Origin of the sequence: Micromonospora sp. NPDC002575 (genome assembly GCF_042889525.1) — a bacterium.
GTDB lineage: Bacteria > Actinomycetota > Actinomycetes > Mycobacteriales > Micromonosporaceae > Micromonospora > Micromonospora carbonacea.
The window spans coordinates 23,421-41,462 of the sequence record NZ_JBIARA010000005.1; the positions used below are offsets into that span (position 1 = coordinate 23,421).

13 protein-coding genes and 1 CRISPR repeat array are annotated in these 18,042 nt (G+C 75.5%); of the genes, 4 read left to right on the forward strand and 9 right to left on the reverse strand.

The features are described from left to right. Window positions 1-12 precede the first annotated feature (12 nt). The 3 genes from ACFYWL_RS09860 to ACFYWL_RS09870 all read right to left on the reverse strand — a co-directional run bounded on the left by ACFYWL_RS09860 (window position 13) and on the right by ACFYWL_RS09870 (window position 2,848). Window positions 13-1,248, reverse strand: coding sequence for an AAA family ATPase (locus ACFYWL_RS09860; protein WP_386969860.1), 1,236 nt, complete (start codon window positions 1,246-1,248; stop codon window positions 13-15). A gap of 162 nt (window positions 1,249-1,410) precedes the next feature. After that, a complete protein-coding gene (locus tag ACFYWL_RS09865) occupies window positions 1,411-1,848 on the reverse strand; it encodes a hypothetical protein (RefSeq protein ID WP_386970527.1) in 438 nt (145 codons plus the stop codon). A 457-nt stretch (window positions 1,849-2,305) separates the two neighbouring features. After that, on the reverse strand, window positions 2,306-2,848 hold the full coding sequence (locus ACFYWL_RS09870; RefSeq protein WP_386970530.1) for a hypothetical protein: 543 nt from the start codon (window positions 2,846-2,848) through the stop codon (window positions 2,306-2,308). A 663-nt stretch (window positions 2,849-3,511) separates the two neighbouring features. On the opposite strand from ACFYWL_RS09870, the gene ACFYWL_RS09875 reads away from it, so the two are divergent. Both ACFYWL_RS09875 and ACFYWL_RS09880 read left to right on the forward strand, forming a co-directional pair. After that, on the forward strand, window positions 3,512-4,486 hold the full coding sequence (locus ACFYWL_RS09875) for an EamA family transporter (RefSeq protein WP_386969863.1): 975 nt from the start codon (window positions 3,512-3,514) through the stop codon (window positions 4,484-4,486). 10 nt (window positions 4,487-4,496) lie between these two features. Next, window positions 4,497-5,162, forward strand: a complete 666-nt coding sequence (locus ACFYWL_RS09880) for a prepilin peptidase (protein WP_386969865.1) — start codon at window positions 4,497-4,499, stop codon at window positions 5,160-5,162. 100 nt (window positions 5,163-5,262) lie between these two features. Here ACFYWL_RS09880 and ACFYWL_RS09885 read toward each other — a convergent pair whose 3' ends face one another. The 5 genes from ACFYWL_RS09885 to ACFYWL_RS09905 all read right to left on the reverse strand — a co-directional run bounded on the left by ACFYWL_RS09885 (window position 5,263) and on the right by ACFYWL_RS09905 (window position 12,117). Further along, the gene (locus tag ACFYWL_RS09885; protein WP_386969867.1) at window positions 5,263-8,451 is read right to left on the reverse strand and encodes a UvrD-helicase domain-containing protein; all 3,189 of its coding nucleotides are present in this window, start codon (window positions 8,449-8,451) and stop codon (window positions 5,263-5,265) included. Between the two features lie 103 nt (window positions 8,452-8,554). Further along, complete coding sequence (locus ACFYWL_RS09890; protein ID WP_386969870.1) at window positions 8,555-9,799, reverse strand: metallophosphoesterase; 1,245 nt, start codon at window positions 9,797-9,799, stop codon at window positions 8,555-8,557. Between the two features lie 9 nt (window positions 9,800-9,808). Next, window positions 9,809-10,072 (reverse strand): MoaD/ThiS family protein, encoded by a 264-nt coding sequence (locus ACFYWL_RS09895; RefSeq protein WP_386969872.1) that lies wholly within the window; start codon window positions 10,070-10,072, stop codon window positions 9,809-9,811. A 3-nt stretch (window positions 10,073-10,075) separates the two neighbouring features. Continuing rightward, window positions 10,076-11,203, reverse strand: coding sequence for a GTP 3',8-cyclase MoaA (gene moaA / locus ACFYWL_RS09900; RefSeq protein ID WP_386969874.1), 1,128 nt, complete (start codon window positions 11,201-11,203; stop codon window positions 10,076-10,078). Then, entirely contained in the window at window positions 11,200-12,117 is a 918-nt protein-coding gene (locus ACFYWL_RS09905) for a fructosamine kinase family protein (RefSeq protein WP_386969877.1), read from the reverse strand. Before ACFYWL_RS09905 ends, moaA begins: the two co-directional genes overlap by 4 nt. 163 nt (window positions 12,118-12,280) lie before the next feature. On the opposite strand from ACFYWL_RS09905, the gene ACFYWL_RS09910 reads away from it, so the two are divergent. Beyond that, on the forward strand, window positions 12,281-13,321 hold the full coding sequence (locus ACFYWL_RS09910; RefSeq protein WP_386969879.1) for a DUF4192 domain-containing protein: 1,041 nt from the start codon (window positions 12,281-12,283) through the stop codon (window positions 13,319-13,321). 563 nt (window positions 13,322-13,884) lie between these two features. Then, window positions 13,885-14,705: a CRISPR direct-repeat array (repeat unit 28 nt; unit sequence CTGCTCCCCGCACACGCGGGGGTGATCC). A 297-nt stretch (window positions 14,706-15,002) separates the two neighbouring features. Next, on the forward strand, window positions 15,003-16,502 hold the full coding sequence (locus tag ACFYWL_RS09915) for a cellulose binding domain-containing protein (RefSeq protein WP_386969881.1): 1,500 nt from the start codon (window positions 15,003-15,005) through the stop codon (window positions 16,500-16,502). A 157-nt stretch (window positions 16,503-16,659) separates the two neighbouring features. On the opposite strand, the gene ACFYWL_RS09920 is transcribed toward ACFYWL_RS09915, so the two are convergent. Continuing rightward, window positions 16,660-17,991 (reverse strand): helix-turn-helix domain-containing protein, encoded by a 1,332-nt coding sequence (locus ACFYWL_RS09920; RefSeq protein ID WP_386969884.1) that lies wholly within the window; start codon window positions 17,989-17,991, stop codon window positions 16,660-16,662. Window positions 17,992-18,042 lie beyond the last annotated feature (51 nt).

The window sequence follows — 18,042 nt, forward strand, 5'->3', positions numbered from 1 at the left end:
CACCCGGCGCGCTCAGGCGGGCTGGGTGCGCAGGTAGCGGCCGAAGTGCGGGACGGTGAACGCGACCGTCCCGCGCTCCCCGGAGTAGATCAGCCCCTTCTTGATCAGCGCGTCCCGCGCCGGGGAGAGGCTCGCCGGCTTGCGCCCGAGCGCCCGGGCGATCTCGGCGGTCGGCACGGCCGCGTCCATGTCGTCCCGGCCGCCCGCGTCCCCCTCCACCAGGGACAGGGTGGCCATCGCGCGCATGTACTCGCGCTCGGCCGGCGTGGCCCGCTCGAACCGGGAGCCGAAGAAGCCCACCGCCAGCTCGGCCTCCGCCTCGGGGGCGGCCACCCGGACGTCCGCGTCGGTGATCGGCGAACGGGGCGCGTGGTCCCAGGTGGCCTTGCCGTACGCCTGGACGAAGTACGGGTAGCCGCCCGACTTCTCGTAGAGCAGGTCGAGGGCCTTCGGCTCGTACGCGACCTCCTCGCGCTCGGCCGGCGCGCAGAGCGCCTGGTCGGCGGCGATCCGGTCGAGACGGTCGATGCGCTGGTAGCGGAACAGCCGCTCCGAGTACGACTTGGCGGCGCTGAGCACGGCCGGCAGGTGCGGCAGGCCCGCGCCCACCACGATCAGCGGCGCGCCGAGCTGGGACAGCTCGTGGCAGGCGGCGCAGAGCGCCGAGACGTCCTCGGGGCCGAGATCCTGCATCTCGTCGATGAAGACGGCGATGCCGGTGCCGACGTCGGCGGCCACCGCCGCAGCGTCACTGAGCAGCTCCACCAGGTCGATCTCGATGTCCCCGGAGTCGGCCCGACCGGTCGCGGCCGGCACGTCGATGCCCGGTTGCCAGCGGTCGCGCAGCTTCGGGGCCGCGCCCGCCCGGCCGCCCGGCGCGGAGCGCTGGCCGAACGCCTTCAGCACCGCGAGGAACGCGTCGATCCGGTCCGGGGCGCGGTGCCGGGGCGCCAGCTCCCGCACCGCCATGTGCAGCGCGGCGGCGACCGGGCGACGCAGCGACTGGTCGGGTCGCGCCTCGATCTTGCCGGTGCCCCAGAGGTGGGTGATCGCCTGCGAGCGCAGGGTGTTGAGCAGGACGGTCTTCCCCACGCCGCGCAGGCCGGTGAGCATCAGGCTGCGTTCGGGCCGGCCCCGCGCGATGCGCTCCAGGACGACGTCGAAGACGTCCAGCTCCCGCCCCCGCCCCGCGAGCTCGGGCGGGCGCTGGCCGGCGCCCGGAGCGTACGGGTTGCGGACCGGATCCACGAATCGCACAGTATCGGGCCGTCTAGCTGCGAGGCTAGACATCCGTAGAGGACCCTACCGGCGTGTCGCCGGCCGTCGAGGCAAAACTAGGGCTGTCTAGCGTGGACGCTAGACAGCCCTAGTTTCGGGTAGCGGCTCCCGCGCTCCGGCGGGCGCGCCTCCTCAGCTCGTGCGCCGCTTCAGGCAGAGCACGTAGTCGAGGGCGTTGATCGGGTTGTCGCTGACGAAGTTGGCGGTCGCGTCCGGCGACGCCGTCTTGCACCGCTCGCCGTCCGTGGTGCCCGGGATGCGCAGCAGGACCTCGTACGTGTCCGGTCCGCACGGGACCTTCCGCAGGTCGGCGTTGGCGTCCGTGCCGTCGTTGACCACGCAGTCGCCCCTGGCGAAGTCCTGGTCGTCGTCCTCGGTCGGGCTCGGCTCGGCCGTGGTCGGGGCGGCCGTCGGAACGTCGCTCGGCCCGCCCGTCGGCACCGCCGACGTGGTCACCGCTGGCGCGGCGGAGCCGCCGTCGTCGTCGGCCGCCTGCCAGATCCCCCACCCGGCCAGGGCGAGGCACGGGCAGAGCAGCAGCACGACCACCAGGGCGATGATCAGGGCGATCCGGCCGCCCCGGCGCGGCGCGGGCGGGGCGACGGGCGGCGGCCCGTACCCGGGGGGCGGCGGCGGGCCCCACGGCCCGGCCGGTCCCGGCTGCTGGGCGGCGGGCGGGAAGGGGCCCGGGGGCGGGTACGCGCCGGGCTGGCCCGCGGGCGGGAAGGGGCCGGGCGGCGGGTACCCGCCCGGCTGGCCGGCCCCCGGCCCCGGGGGCGGGTAGCCCGGCTGCTCCGCGGCGTAACCCGGATGGCCCGGCTGGTCACCGGCGGGTGCCGGGCCCCACTGCGGCAGGGTCGGGTCGACCGGAGGGCCGGCGGGCGGCCTGGCGTACGGGTCGTCGGGCGCGCCGGAGCCGGGCGGTCCGAAGGATGACATCTCTCCCCCAGGGGTGTGACGGACGGAGGGCGCCGCACCGGACGAGCGGCGTCAGCGCGGCTTCGGCGCGGATCAGCGGATCAGCGGATCAGCGGAGCTTCAGGCAGAGCACGAAGTCCAGGGTGTCCAGCTGGCTGTCGAAGAAGTACCAGTTGGTGTAGCCGGTCACCTTGGCGCACTTCGCCTCGGCGTCCTTCTCCCCGCTGGTCTGCCCGTCGAACCGGCGCAGCACCTCGTACGTCTTCGGGCCGCACGGGCTGATCAGCAGCTTGGGTTTGCCGCCCGCCGGCCCCTCGTTGCGCACGCACTGCCCCACCTTGACGAACCGGGGATCCGCCGACGACTCGGGCGCCGGGGCGGTGGGCGCGGTCGTCGGCGCCGCCGGGGTGTCCTCCACCGTCGGTGCGGCGCTGGGCGCGGCGGGGCCCGCGGCGGGCGGCGGATCGTCCTGCCGCAGCAGATACCACACGGCCGCCCCGCCGACGAGCGCGAGCACGACCAGGGTGGCCAGCACGGCGGTCAGCGGGCCGCGTCCGCGCCCGCGGTCCGTCGGCGACCCTGCTTCCCCGGGGTACGGCGGCGCGGGCCGCCCGGGATACGAAGGCGGGCCTCCTCCCGGGTACGGCGGCACCGGCTCTCCCGGGTACGGCGGCGCTCCGCCCGACCTCGGGTACGGCGCGGGGGGCTGCCGGTCGTCGGCGTACCGGTCGCCGGGGCGCGCCGGGCCCGCTCCCACCGGCCGGTAGACGTCGGTGTGGCCCGGGTCGTGGGGTCCCGGCGGGCCCCACGGGCCCGGCTGCGGTTCCCGGGCACCGGGCGCGAACCGGCCGGGGTCACCCGGCCACGGCCCCCGGTCGGCCGGATGGGGGCCGGGCTGCGGGGGACCGTACCGCCCGGCGGAACCCGGCTCGGGCGGCCCGGCGTAGGTCGGATACGGGCCCGGTCCGGGCGGATAGCCGCCCTGCGGATACGGGGCCGGTCCGGGCCGGTAGCCGGCCTGCGCCGGATACCCCGGCTCCGGCGCGCCCGGCCGGCGCGGCTGGTCCGCCGCGTCCGGGTCCCGCCAGGCGTCGTCCGCCCACGGCTCGGCCGGGGTGCCGTACCCGTCGTCGGGTCGTCGCCCGGGCCACGCCCCGGCGGGACCCTCACCCGGTGGTCCGTAGTTCGACATGCACACCCTCCTACCCCGAGCGGTGAGGCCGGCCACCAACCAGGGACACCGACGCCGTGGTCACCGTAGCGTGGCGAACCGATGACATCACCACCCCGGCGGGTTACGCCACCCCTACCGAACGTGCCGGAGCCGACCGGAGCAGCCGCCGCGCCGGCGGCCCGACCGGCGCTGATCTGGGCGGCGCTGGCCGCCGTCTACGTCCTCTGGGGCTCCACCTACCTGGCCATCCGGGTCGCGGTGGAGTCGCTGCCGGCCCTCGCGTCGGCCGGCCTCCGGTTCGGCGCGGCCGCCGCCGTGCTCGCCCTCGTCCTCCGGGTACGCCGAGGCGCCGGCGCCCTGCGCGTCGACCGGCGGCAGCTCGGCTCCGCCGCGCTCGTCGGCGTGCTCCTGCTGGCCGGCGGCAACGGCCTGGTGGTGCTCGCCGAGTCGGGGCCGCCTGGGACGGCGGTGCCCTCCGGCATCGCGGCGCTGCTCGTCGCCACGGTCCCGCTGCTGGTCGTCCTGCTCCGTACGTTCGGCGGCGACCGGCCCCCGGTGTGGACGTTCGCCGGGGTGACGCTGGGCTTCCTCGGCCTGGTCCTGCTCGTGCTGCCGACCGGCGGGTCCGGCGCGGCGCCGCTGGCCGGCGCGCTGACCGTGGTCGCGGCGGCCACCTGCTGGTCGGTCGGGTCCTACCTGGCCGGGCGGATCCGGCTGCCCACGGATGCGTTCGTCGCCACCGTCTACGAGATGATCGCCGGCGCGGTGGCGCTGACCGTGCTCGCCGCCGCCCGGGGCGAACTGCGGGACCTCGACCCGGGGCAGGTCACCGCCCGGTCCTGGTTCGCCCTCGCGTACCTGATGGTCGCCGGCTCGCTGGTCGCCTTCACCGCGTACGTCTGGCTGCTGCACCACGCGCCGATCTCGCTGGTGTCCACCTACGCGTACGTGAACCCGGTGGTCGCGGTCGCGCTCGGCGCGCTGCTGGTCGCGGAGCCCGTCACCGCCCAGGTGCTGCTGGGCGGCGCGGTGATCGTCGCCGGGGTCGCGTTGGTGGTCAGCACGGAACGCCCCGGACGGCGCACCGGGGCGGCGGCCCGACCGGCCCGGCGGTAGCGTCCGGCCGGTGCCCACCACCGGCGTGCTCGCTCTCGCCCTGACCGGAGCGGCGACCGGGGCGTTCGTGCCGTGGCTGGCGGGACGCTGGGCCGGCGTACCCCGGGCCGCCCCGCGACGGCCCGCGCCCGGCCGGCGCGGGGCGGCCCGGGGGAGGGCGGTGGCCTGGGCGGCGGTGGCCGCCGTGGTGTTCGGCGGGCTCGGCGTCGCACCCGGCGTCGGCCCGGCGCTGCCGGCGTTCCTCGCGGTGGCGGCGGTCGGTCTGGTGCTCGCGGCGGTCGACCTGGCCTGCCTGCGGCTGCCGGACCCGCTGGTCGGCCTGGCGGCGCTCGGCGCGGCGGCCGGGCTGGTTGTGGCGGCGGCGGCCGACGGCCGGCCGGGCCGGCTGTTCGCGCCGCTGGCCGGTGCGGGGCTGTCGTTTCTCGGGTACGCGCTGCTCGCCCTCCTGCCCGGCTCGCGGCTCGGCTTCGGGGACGTGAAGCTGGCCGCCGTGCTGGGGCTGCCGCTGGGCTGGCTGGGCTGGTCGGCGCTGCTGGCCGGGCTGGCCCTGCCGCACGTGCTGCACGGGCTGGCCGTGCTCGGCCTGCTGGCCGCCCGCCGGGCGCACCGGGACACCCTGCTGCCGCTCGGGCCGGCCCTGCTCGCCGGCGCCTGGCTGGCGGCCCTCACCGCCTGAGCCGCCCGGCCGCCCCGCCGCCCCGCCGCCCGCCGTTCCGCCGTGAGTGGTGAGAAGGGGGCCCTTCTCTACCTCAGGCGTTAACAGGGGCCCCTTCCTTTCACAGCAGGCGGAGCTGGCGGTCCTTCGGGCGGCGGGGCTCCGCCTCGCCCAGGCGCTCGAACAGCCCCGGGTCGATCACGTCGAGGAACGGCGTCGGCCGGCAGTCCCGCTCCGCCCCGTGCCGGCTGCGCCGGGCCGCGTGGCTGACGTAGAGCCGGTCCTGGGCCCGGGTGAGGCCGACGAAGAACAGCCGCCGCTCCTCGGCGATCGCGTCCTCGTCGGGCGTCGAGCCGGGCCAGCGCAGCGGGAGCAGGCCGTCCTCGCAGCCGACGAGGAACACGACGGGGAACTCCAGCCCCTTCGCGGCGTGCAGGGTGAGCAGGGTGACCGCCTCGGCGCGCGGGTCGAGGGCGTCCACCTCCGCGCCGGTGGCGAGTTGGGACAGGAACAGCTCCAGGTCGTCGCCGCAGCGCCGGGCCAGCGGGGTGAGCAGGTCGACGGCGGCGCGGACCTCCTCGGGGCGCACCACGCCGGACCCATCGAGGGTGGGGGCGGCGAACCGGTCGGCGACGACCTGTGCGGCGAGGCGTATCCGGGCGGGCAGGCCGCCGGAGCCGTCGGCGTGCCGCAGCTCGCGGGCGATCGCGGCCACCCCGGGCCGGTCGCGCAGCCGGTCGTGCGAGCGCTTCTGCACGGGCACGTTGGCGCGGGCCAGGGCGTCGACGATGGGGGCGGCCTGCGCGTCGGTGCGGTACAGCACGGCGATGTCGGAGAAGGACAGGTTCGTGGACCGGCCGTCGATGCGCCCCGAGTCCAGGGACCGGTGGGACAGGCCGCCGACGAGGTCGTCGACGGTGCGTACGACGAAGTCGGCCTCGTCGGCGACGGACGCGGCGGCGTACCGGCCGACCAGCGGGGCCTCCGGGTCGAGCCGGGCCGGGTCGAGCCGGCGGCCCCGGACCAGCGACGACGGCGCGATGGCCTGCACGGCGGCGGCGAGGATCGGGGCCGAGGAGCGGTAGTTGCGGTTGAGCCGCACCAGCCGTGCGTCGGTGAAGTCCTGCGAGAAGCGCAGGAAGTAGCCGACGTCAGCGCCCCGGAACGAGTAGATCGCCTGGTCGGGGTCGCCGATCGCGCACAGGTTGCCGTCGGCGGGGCTGAGCAGGCGCAGCAGCTCGTACTGGACGGCGTCGACGTCCTGGTACTCGTCCACGAAGATCCACTGCCAGCGGTCCCGGTAGCGTTGCGCCAGCTTCCGGTCGGCGCGCAGCAACTCCACCGGCAGGGTGAGCAGGTCGTCCAGGTCGACCAGGTCCCGCTTGCGCAGCAGCGCGGTGTAGGCCGCCTGGTCCTCGCCCGCCTCCGCCTTCGCCGCCGCCCGGTCGGCGTCGTCGGCGATGCGGAAGTCGGCCGGCAGCCCGGCGACGCCCGCGTTTTCCCGCAGGATGGTCAGGCCCAGCGAGTGGAACGTGCCGACGGTGATGTCCTCGGCGACGGGCCCGAGCAGCCCGTCGAGGCGGTGCCGCAGCTCCTCGGCGGCCCGCCGGGTGAAGGTGATCGCGAGGCAGCGCTCCGGGAACACGTTCAGCTCGGCGCACAGGTAGGCGATCCGGTGGGTCAACGTGCGGGTCTTGCCGGTGCCCGGGCCGGCGACGATCAGCAGCGGGCCGCCCGGCGCGGACGCGGCCACCCGCTGCATCGCGTCCAGCCGGTCCAGCAGCCCGGTGCCGACCTCCTCCATGCCCGCGAGCATCGGCTCGAACGGCTCGTGCGGGGAGGGCTGCGGCGGGATCGGCGGCGGCGGGGCCGGCGCGGCGGGCTTCCGCTTCGGCTCGGCCTTCGCGGCGGCCGGGCGCTTCGCCTTCGCCGCCGGCTCCGCGGCCGGTCGCTGCGCCGGCACGGGTACGTCGAACAGCGTCTCCGCCTGCGCCCCCGAACCCTTCCCGCCCAGCTCCGCCGGGTCGAAGAGGGTGATCACCCCGTACTCGCCGTCGTAGCCGGGCACCCGGCGCACGTCGCCCCGGCGCAACCGGCCGATGCCCTCGGCGAGCAGCTCCCCGCCGACGCGGCCGATCTCGTCGAGCGGGGCGCGGGTCAGGATCTCCAGCTCCGGGCCGAGCGCGGCGACGAGGTCGTTGAGCTTCCCCTCGACCTTCTTGGACTTGGGGCCCACGTGGTTCAGCTCGCCGAGGATCTCGGCCAGCGGCACCAGGTGGGTGACGTCCCGGGCGTGGGCCGGCCGGTGCCCCTCGGGCCGGTCGGCCAGCTCCTCGACGCGGCTGAGCACCCCGACCGTGAGCGGCTTGCCGCACTCGGGGCAGCGCCCGCCGGCCGCCCGGGTCCGCTCCGGCGACCAGTTGACGCCGCAGAGCCGGTGCCCGTCGGCGTGGTACTTGCCCTCCTCGGGGAAGAACTCGATGGTGCCGGCGAGCCCGTCGCCGGTGCGCAGCGCCTCCCGGATCGCAAAGTAGTCGCGGCCCGTGGCGAAGACCGTCGCCTCGCGGGCCAGGGCGGGCGGCGAGTGGGCGTCCGAGTTGGACACGAGCTGGTAGCGGTCGAGGCTGCCGACCCGCCAGTTCATCTCCGGGTCCGACGACAGCCCGGTCTCCACCGCGAAGACGTGCCCGGCCAGGTCGGCGTAGCAGTCGGCGATCGCGTCGAACCCCGACTTCGAGCCCAGCGCCGAGAACCACGGCGTCCAGATGTGCGCCGGCACGAGGTAGCCGTCCGGGCTGGCCTCCAGGGTGATCTCCAGCAGGTCCCGGGAGTCGAGGCCGAGGATGGGCCGCCCGTCGGAGGCGATGTTGCCGATCCGCCCGAGGGCGGTGTTGAACCGCTCCACCGCGTCCAGATCGGGCAGGTAGACCAGGTGGTGCACCTTGCGGGTGCGGTCGTCCCGCTTGTAGATCGTGGAGATCTCCACGCTGAGCATGAACCGGACCGGGTCCGCCTCCGCCTCGCTGGCCAGCCGGGGCGGCAGCCGGCGGGCGACGTCCCGCTCCGCCTCCGGGGAGAGCCGGTACAGGCCCGGTTCGGCCGGGTGCAGCGTCTGGCGCAGGTGGTCGTACCAGGCGGGGTGGGTGAAGTCGCCGGTGCCGAGCACCCCGATGCCCTTGCGCCGGGCCCACCAGGCGAGGTTCGGCATGGTCAGGTCGCGGCTGCACGCGCGCGAATACTTCGAGTGGATGTGCAGGTCCGCGACGAACGGCGAGGGGCCGGCCGGGGGTACGGCGCTGAACGGGAGCACGCCGCATCCTGTCACGCCCGCCCCGACGCCCGCCCGCCGCCACGCGTACGCGTGACCTGAGCAATCCTTGTCTGGACACCGGGGCGAGGGCGCGCTACGCCGATCAGGGGGTGCGCAGCTCCACAAGGGTGACCTGGGGGTTCGCCCCCACCCGCACCGGCGGGCCCCAGAAGCCGGCACCGTTGGTGACGTACACCTTCGTGCCGTCGACCTCGCCGAGGCCGGACACGACCGGCTGCTGGAGCCGGACGGCCAGGTCGAACGGCACCATCTGGCCGCCGTGGGTGTGCCCGGACAGTTGCAGGTCCACGCCGAACTTCGCGGCCTCGACGGCGGCGATCGGCTGGTGGGCCAGCAGCACCACCGGGCGGCTCGGGTCCCGGTCGCCGAGCGCGGCGGCGAAGTCGGCGGGGGCGGCCAGCCCGGTCCCGGCGGCGGTGACGTCGTTCACCCCGGCCAGGTCGAGCACCCCCGCCGGGGTGCGGATCTCCTGGCGGACGTTCTGGAGCACCCGCAGGCCGAGCCGGTCCACCTCCCGCACCCACTCCTCCACGCCGGAGTAGTACTCGTGGTTGCCGGTGACGAAGAAGCTGCCGTAGCGGGAGCGCAGGTCGCCCAGCGGGGCCGCCGCCTCGCCCAGCTCGGCGACCGACCCGTCGACCAGGTCGCCCACGATCGCGACGAGGTCGGCGTCCAGCCGGTTGATCATCGCGACGATCCGCTCGGTGTGCGCCCGGCCGCGCAGCGGGCCGAGGTGGATGTCGGAGACGGTGGCGATGCGCAGCCCGTCCATGCCGCGCGGGAGCTTCGCCAGCGGGATCTGCACCCGGTCCAGCCGGGGCGGGCCGAGGGCGTTGCGTACCCCGTATCCGACGGTGCCCGCGGCCGTGAGGCCCGCGAAGATCGCCGCACCGCGGGCCAGCAGCAGCCGGCGGGACGGGTCGTGGTCCGGCTGGTCGACGGCCCCGGCAGCCGGCGGGTCGGCGGCGCCGGGCGCGCCCACCAGCACCGGCTCGGGCGCGGCGGCGGCCGGCTCGGCGGCGACCGCCCGGCGGCGCAGCACCCGCCGGGCGACCAGCAGCGGCACCTCCAGCACGACCAGCGCGACCAGCAGGTAGAACATCAGGGCCAGCCACACGTACCCGGGCCAGGCCAGCCAGTACAGGCCGTTCTGGGTGCCGGCCATCGTGGCCGGCACGAGCAGCGTGAGCAGCGCCGCCGCGACCGCGCCGGCCCGGCGCAGCCGCCGCGACCCGGTGGTGTCGGCGACCAGGCGCTTCCACAGGTAGAGGTGGATGAGGCCGATCACGACCAGCACGAAACCCACCAGAGCCACAACCGCCAACACCGAGCCTCCTCAGCCGCCCGCGAACGGCGGCAGCACGTCGATCGTCGCCCCTGCCGGCAGCGGTGTCCGGCGATCGTGACAGGTCACGCCGTCGACCAGGAAACTCGCCACCCTCAGCACGGCGGCGAGGCGCTCGCCGTGCCGTCTCGTCAGTTCGTCCGTGAGTTCGTCCAGGCAACGGCCGGCGGGCGCGGTCTCCTCCGCCGTGCCGGCGGCGGCCCGCGCCCCGGCGAAGTAGCGGATGGTGAGCTGGTCGGGCACGTCGCGGGGCACCGGTCAGCCGCCGATCGCGGACATCGGCCGGGCCGGCTGGAGGAACGACGGGTCGTCGATGCCGTGCCCGGCCCGCTTGCCCCACATCGCCGCCCGCCACCGCCGGGCCAGCTCGTCGTCGTCCGCCCCGGCCCGCAGCGCGCCGCGCAGGTCGGACTCCTCGGTGGCGAAGAGGCACGCCCGGACCTGCCCGTCGGCGGTGAGCCGGGTGCGGTCGCAGTCGCCGCAGAACGGCCGGGTCACGCTGCCGATCACGCCGACCCGGGCGGGACCGCCGTCGACCAGCCAGGTCTCGGCGGGGGCCGCGCCGCGCTCGGCCGGGTCGGGGGTCAGGTCGAATCCGGTACGCGGGAGGCCGGCTCCGGTGTGCGGGCTGCCTCCGGTGTGCGGGCCGGCTCCGGTGTGCGGGAGGCTGGCTCCGGTCTGCGGGCCGGCTCCGGCGCTCGGGCTGGCTCCGGTACGCAGGCTGGCCAGGATCTCGTCGGCGGTGACCATGGCGGCCCGGTCCCAGCCGTGCTGGGCGTCCAGCGGCATCTGCTCGATGAACCGCAGCTCGTAGCCGTGGGCCAGGGCGAAGCGGAGCAGCGCGGGGGCCTCGTCGTCGTTGACGCCCCGCATCAGCACACTGTTGATCTTCACCGGGTTGAGCCCGGCGGCGGCGGCCCCGGCCAGCCCGGCGAGCACGTCCGCGAGCCGGTCGCGGCGGGTCAGCCGGGCGAAGCGAGCGGCGTCGAGTGTGTCCAGCGACACGTTCACCCGGTCCAGGCCGGCGGCCCGCAGCGCGGGCGCCAGCCGGTCGAGCCCGAGCCCGTTCGTGGTCAGCGAGATCCGGGGCCGGGGCGTCAGCCCGGCCACCGCCGCGACGATGCCGACCACCCCGGGGCGGATCAGCGGCTCCCCGCCAGTGAACCGCACCTCGGTCACCCCGAGCCGCTCCACCGCCACCCGGACCAGCCGGACGATCTCGTCGTCGCCCAGCAGCCGCGACCCGGCCAGCCAGGGCAGCCCCTCGGCCGGCATGCAGTAGGTGCAGCGCAGGTTGCACTTGTCGGTCAGCGAGACGCGCAGGTCCCGGGCGACGCGGCCGTACCGGTCGACGAGGACGCCGTCGGTCCCTCGCGCGGCGGTCACCGTTCGACGGTAGCGCGCCCGGCCCCGCGCAGGGCGTCCCGGGCGGCGGTGCCGACCGCATCGCGGTACGCCCCGCCGAACAGAGCGGTGTGCACCAGCAGCAGGTGCAGCTGGTGCAGCGGCACCCGCTCGCGCCACCCGTCGGCCAGCGGCCACGCCTCCCGGTAGGCCGCCATGATCCGCTCGCCGTGCGGCGGTCCGCCGAAGAGCGCCAACTGGGCCAGGTCGGTCTCCCGGTGCCCGCCGTGCGCCGCCGGGTCGACCAGCCACGCCCGCCCGTCGGCAGCCCAGAGCACGTTGCCCGGCCACAGGTCGCCGTGCACCCGGGCCGGCGGCTCGTCGCCGCCGAACTCGCCGACCCGCTCGACGACCTGCTCGACCAGGGCGGTCTCGGCGGCGGTGAGCGCGCCGGAATCGACCGACGTCCGCAGGTACGGCAGCAGCCGCCGGTGGGCGAACCACACCGGCCAGGGGCCGTCGTCCGGCGTGTTGTCCTGGGGGAGCGCGCCGACGAAACCGGCCCACTCCGCGCCGAACACGGGGGCCCCAGCGCGGTGCAGCGCCGCCAGCTCGCGGCCCAACCGCTCGGCCGCCTCCGGCGTCGGCTCGCCGGGCTCCACCCAGTCGAGCGCCAGCAGCTCCGGCAGTGCCACCACCACCTCCGGTACGGCCACCGCGCCGGCCTCCCGCAGCCAACGCAGCCCGGCCGCCTCGGCCGCGAAGAAGCCCTCCGGCACCGGCCGTCCGGCCCGCTCCGCGGGCCACGTCTTCGCGAAGACCGAGTGCCCGTCGTCCAGGGTCAACCGGGACGCCGCGCAGACGTCCCCGCCGGCCACCGGCGTCTCCCGGATCCGCTGGTGGGTGAGGAAGGTGGGGAGGTGCTCCGGATGCGCCCGCAGGTACGCCAGGTCCATGTGCGCAAGGTAGCCGCTGCGCCGCCCCGCCGTGCGGCCCGCCTCTCCTGCGCACCGTCGACGCATTGCGCTGAACTGCTCGAATACCGTGCGTAGTGTGGATGGTGCGGCGTGTCGTCCACAGGGCCTCCGGGGGTGCCCCCGCCCGGCCCACGCTGCCTGCATGACCCGCACCGATCCCGCCCGGCTCACCGTCCGCTCCCCCGCCGACCTCATCGCCGCCGTGCCCTACCTGCTCGGCTTCCACCCCGCCGACAGCGTGGTGGTGGTCGCCCTGCGGGGCAGGCGGATAGTCTTTGCCGCCCGCGCGGACCTGCCCGGCCCCGGCGACGACCCGCTGGACCCGGCCGCCCACCTGGCCGGCGTGATCGCCCGGCAGGGGGCCGAGTCCGCCACCGTGCTCGGCTACGGCGACGCGTCGGGGGTAACCCCCGCCGTCGACGCGGTACGCGACTCGCTGACCGCAGCAGGGCTGGCCGTGCTCGACGCGCTGCGGGTCACCGGCGGCCGATACTGGTCGTACCTGTGCGACGAGCCGGCCTGCTGCCCGCCCGAGGGCACCCCGTACGACACCGGCACCAGCGAGGTCAGCGCGGCGGCCGTCTTCGCCGGCCAGGTGGCGCTGCCCGACCGGGCGGCCCTGACCGCACAGGTGGCCCCGTTCGGCGGCCCGGCGCGGGTGGCGATGCGCCACGCGGTCGACCGCGCCGAACGGAGACTGGACGACCTGATCACCGCAGCCGGCGAGGCCGACCTGCTCGGCGGCCGGGCGCTGCGCCGGGCCGGCGTCGACGCCGTACGCGCCGCCCTGCGGGGAAGCCGCCGGGGTGAGCGGCTCACCGACGACGAGGTGGCCTGGCTGACCCTGCTGCTGACCCACCTGCCCGTCCGGGACCACGCCTGGGAACGCACCGACGGGCGGGACCGCGACATCGCCCTCTGGACGGACGTCCTGCGCCGCGCCGAGCGGGACCTGATCGCCGCCCCGGGCTCGCTGCTCGCCTTCGCCTGCTGGCGGGCGGGGCAGGGGGCGCTGGCGGCGGTGGCGCTGGAACGGGTGCTGGAGGCACATCCGGACTACTCGCTCGGCCTGCTCCTGGACGACCTGTTGCGCCGTGGGGTGCCGCCGTCGCAGCTCGACGGCTGGCCCGCGAACCGCCCTCCGGGGGTGCTTCGGCGGCGGCGACGTCGCCGTGATCCCTGATCCCTGATCCGTGAAGCGGGTGCTGGTCGGCTCGCTCGGTGTGGGTGAGGGTTCGTCGGGGCCTGTCCGTTCGGCGTCGGTGGGGGGTTCGTCAGGGCCTGTCCGTTCGGCGTCGGTGGGGGTTCGCCGGGGCCCGCCCGCTCCGGGCGGTCAGGCTTGATCCCTCCGCGGGCGGGCCCCGGCGAACCCCTGACGTGGCCATGGTCCGCACGACTGCGCGGGGTGCTGGCCGCTTCTGACTGGTCGGCTTGCTCTCCCGGCCGCTCCAGCGGCGGTTGCCCGGGACTCCACCCAGCCCGGGCCGCTCCCAACCGGTAGACCTTGGCGAGAAACGGCCCCTGGAGGGGCCATCTCTTGCCAAGATCTGTATCCGATTCGGATTCATTTCTGTCGGGGTGTGTGCCGTGCTATCAAGGCTTGCGGCACACGCGCACGGATGCGCTCCCGCCGTATCCTGCGTGCGACCCGGAGTGGCTAAGAGCGGTATCGGGCAAGATTCGATCTTGCGCGGAGAAGTGAAGGAAAGCGGCAAAGTTGATCTTTGGCGCTGCAGGTCAAGAAGTCTGCTCCCCGCACACGCGGGGGTGATCCCAGGTGTTGTGCCTGACTGTACGCCCACAGTGGCTGCTCCCCGCACACGCGGGGGTGATCCCGCCCTTGCCGTCACGTTTCCACGCTCGCCAGACTGCTCCCCGCACACGCGGGGGTGATCCGGACGAGGGTCGCCGAGAGGGTGACCACGGCGACTGCTCCCCGCACACGCGGGGGTGATCCGGGCGCATCGCGGGGCTGGGCTGCGGAAACAGCCTGCTCCCCGCACACGCGGGGGTGATCCCGCGGCCGATGGCCAGCGCCGCGGCGTCGGCCTCTGCTCCCCGCACACGCGGGGGTGATCCGGCAGCACGCCCGGCGCCAACCAGGGACGAGGTCTGCTCCCCGCACACGCGGGGGTGATCCGAAGTTGGAGTAGTGCAGCGGTCCGCCACCGGGCTGCTCCCCGCACACGCGGGGGTGATCCCAGCGACCCGGTTGGGCCCTTGTCCTGCGCCACCTGCTCCCCGCACACGCGGGGGTGATCCGTGCCAACGAGACCGGAGCCTGCCATGCCCCGACTGCTCCCCGCACACGCGGGGGTGATCCCCGGTGGCCGGCGTGATCCGGCAGCGGGGCGTCCTGCTCCCCGCACACGCGGGGGTGATCCCTACACGAGCAACTGCGCCCCGATGTGGCGGGACTGCTCCCCGCACACGCGGGGGTGATCCCAGGCCGGGATCGTGGTGGGCACGTACAAGACCCTGCTCCCCGCACACGCGGGGGTGATCCCGACCAGGGTGGCGAGGGTGAGTACAGGGAGCTCTGCTCCCAGTCTGGAGCCCTGTGTGATGGTCTGGGCGCGGCGATGGAATGAGGGCGGAGGTGCTGCTTCGCGTGAGTTCCCGAGCGCCAGTGGCCCCGCTGGCGGTCATCTGGTAGCCGAGCCTCACAGGGCCTTGATCGTCTGCTGAAAGGTGAGACGACGCGCCGACGGGAGTGTCCGAAAACGACAGACGATCATTGGAGCCGGGAGCCGGGAGCCGGGAGCCGGGAGCCGGGGTCGGGTGGCCGGCAGGACGGGCGGCAGGAGGCTCCTGCCGCCCGTCCTGCCTGGTTCGGGCGTACCGTCGGGGGTTGACTCTCGGTCATGAAACAAACCTGGAAGGTGACCTCCCGCGTCCTCGCCGCAGGGGTCCTCGCCGGTGCCACGGCGCTGGCCGGTCCGGCGACGGCCCCCGCCCACGCGCAGGCCACCCCCACTACCGGGGCGGGTGAAGCCACGATCCTCGACCTGATCCCGGGCGGCACCCGGGACCGGATGGTCGCGCAGGTGCCGCTGGTCGACGCGGCGACCGGGCTGTGGGCCGCCGTCGAGCGGGGCCCCTCGCGCGGGTACGCCGGCATCGGGCTGGTCGGCGACCACGTCACGCTCTGGTGGAAGGGTAGCCTCCCGGCCGACGTCGCCTCGGCCGTCGCCGTCGCCCGCCGGATCGCGCCGGTCGAGGTCGCCAAGGCGGCGTACGCCAAGACGGAGCTGGCCGCCGCAGCCGCGCGGATCGCGCCCGTGGTGGACGGCGACGCGCGGGATTCGGCGTACGGCGTGCGGCTGCGTACCGACGGTTCGGGCATCGAGATCGCCGTCGACGACGCCGACGCGGCGCTGCCGAAGCTGCCGGCGACCGGGGTACGCACCACGATCGTCGAGCGGGAGCGGCTGGTTCCCCGCTCCCGCGAGGACGACTCGGCGCCATGGAACGGCGGGGCCCGGATCTGGAACGACTCCGGTGCCGGCTGCACCGTCGGCTTCGGTGTGCGCGAGGTGGCCACCGGCACCAACCACCTGCTCAGCGCCGGGCACTGCGGCTCGGTGGGTTCGCAGTGGAGCGACGGCCAGGGTGAGCCGATCGGCGTGCAGACCCACAAGAACACCGACCACGACACGATGCTGATCGCCACTCCGTCGGCGGGCGGCTGGCTCTACGTCGGCGGCTCGAACGACGAGGTGAAGGCCCGGGTGGTCGGCTGGACCGAGGTGTTCCCCGGACAGCTTCTCTGCCAGTCCGGGGCGACGTCGGCCTGGGAGATCGGCGTCCCGGTCTGCAACCTTGAGGTGCAGTTCCACTACGACGACCGGGAGGACCTGGTCGAGGCCACCCAGCTCGACGGCGACGAGTCGGCGCGCAGCGGGGACAGCGGTGGCCCGGTGTACGCCGTCAACGCCAACGGCACCGTCCTGGCCGCCGGCACCACGACCCGCTCGGCGGGCCCCGGGTTCGGCTTCCAGGACTTCGCCACCGCCCGGGACGACTTCGGCGACATCGTGCCGGTCACCGGGACGGCAGCCACCTGCCGGGTGTCCTTCACGGTGGTCAACTCCTGGGGCACCGGCTACGAGGCGGCCGTCACCGTCTACAACGACGGCCCGCAGGTCACCGGGTGGAACGTCGGCTGGACGTTCGGCGGGAGCCAGGTCGTGCAGGGGCACTGGAACGGCGTTTTCCAGCAGACCGGTGCGACCGTCACGGTCAGCAACGAGAGCCACAACGCGACGATCCCGTCGGGCGGCTCGGTGAGCTTCGGCTTCACCGCGGACGGGCCCGCCACCAACCCGGCACCGTTCACCCTGAACGGCGCCACCTGCTCCTGACCCCAGCTTCCCACCTCGGGTGGGTCCCACCGGGCGGGCACCCGGTGGGACCCACCGCTCTGCTGTTCGCGCGGGAGCCCGCTCGCGCGGGAGCCCGCTCGCGCGAGTGATAGAAGGGAACCCTTCTCTACCTCAGGCGTTAACAGGGGGCCCTTCCTTACCCCTCCAGCGCGAGGCGTTCGCGGGCGTAGATGCGGGTCAGGCCGTGGAAGGCGTACCGGTCGCCACGGGGGAGCAGCAGGCCGGCGTCGACCAGTTCCTCGGCGGCTGCCGCCGCGCTCTCGACGTCGACGCGCGTGACGGCCGCGAGCAGGCCGGCGTCGAATTCCGCCCCCGGCACGAGGGATGCTCGCCGGAAGACCCCGGCGATCGTCGCGCCGAGCCGGCGGTACGACGCGTCGAACGCCGCCCGCACGTCGAGGTCCCCGGCGGTCAACGCGGTCAACCGGCGGCGCGGGTCCACGAGTTGGGTGACGAGTTGGGCGACGGGCCAGCCCGGCCTGCTGGCCAGCCGGTTCCCGGCGACCCGGATCGCCAGCGGCAGCCGGCCGCAGAGCTTCACCAGTTCGGCTGTGCCCGTCGGGTCGGCGGCCAGTCGGTCCTCGCCGACGATCGAGGCGAGCAACCGCCACGCGGCTTGCGGGGTGAGCAGCCCGACGGGGACCCGGACCGCGCCGGTGAGCCCGGTCAGCGGTCGCCGGCTGGTGACCAGGGTCAGGCAGTGCCGTCCGGCCGGCAGCAGCGGGCGTACCTGCGCCTCGTCGGCGGCGTTGTCCGCCACGATCAGCAGCCGCCGGTCGCGGGTGAGGGTGCGGAACAGCCGGCCCCGCTGCTCCGGCGGACCGGGGATCGCCTCCTCGGGCACGCCGAGCGAGCGCAGCAGCCCGGCCAGCGCCTCGGCCGGACCGACGATGTCGGCGAGCGCGCTGCCGGCCCGCCCGGTGTCGGCTCGCGCGCTGTCAGCCCACGCGCTGTCGCTGGGCGCGGTGCTGTGCAGGTCGAGGAAGAGTTGGCCGTCGGTGAACGCGGTGCCGAGGCGGTGCCCCGCGGCGACGGCGAGGCTGCTCTTGCCGCTGCCGGGCGGGCCGTGCAGCACGACGACGGAGGCGGTGGTGGCGCTGCCGTCGGTGACTCCGGTGGTCAGCCGGGCCAGCACGGCGAGTTCGGCCGCCCTGCCGACGAGGCTCGGCACGGCGGCGGGCAGTTCCGAGGGGACCACCGGGGACGCGGTGGCGATCCCGGGGCCGGGCTGTTGGCGGTGGCCGGCGCGGGCCAGCCCGACGAAGCGGTCGCGGTCCGCGCCCGCCAGGCCGAGCGCGTCGGCGAGCAGTGCGACCGTACGACGCTGGGGTGTCCGGACCCGGCCGCGTTCCATCTCCCGGATGGTGCGGACGCTTGAGCCGGACGCCTCGGCCAGCTCCTCCTGGGTCAGGCCGCGGGTGTCCCGCAGCGCCCGGAGCCACTGCCCGAAACCAGCTCGATGTTGCATGCCGACGCGCATGTCCCCCCACAACCGCTGACACGTCCGCGCTCACTGAGC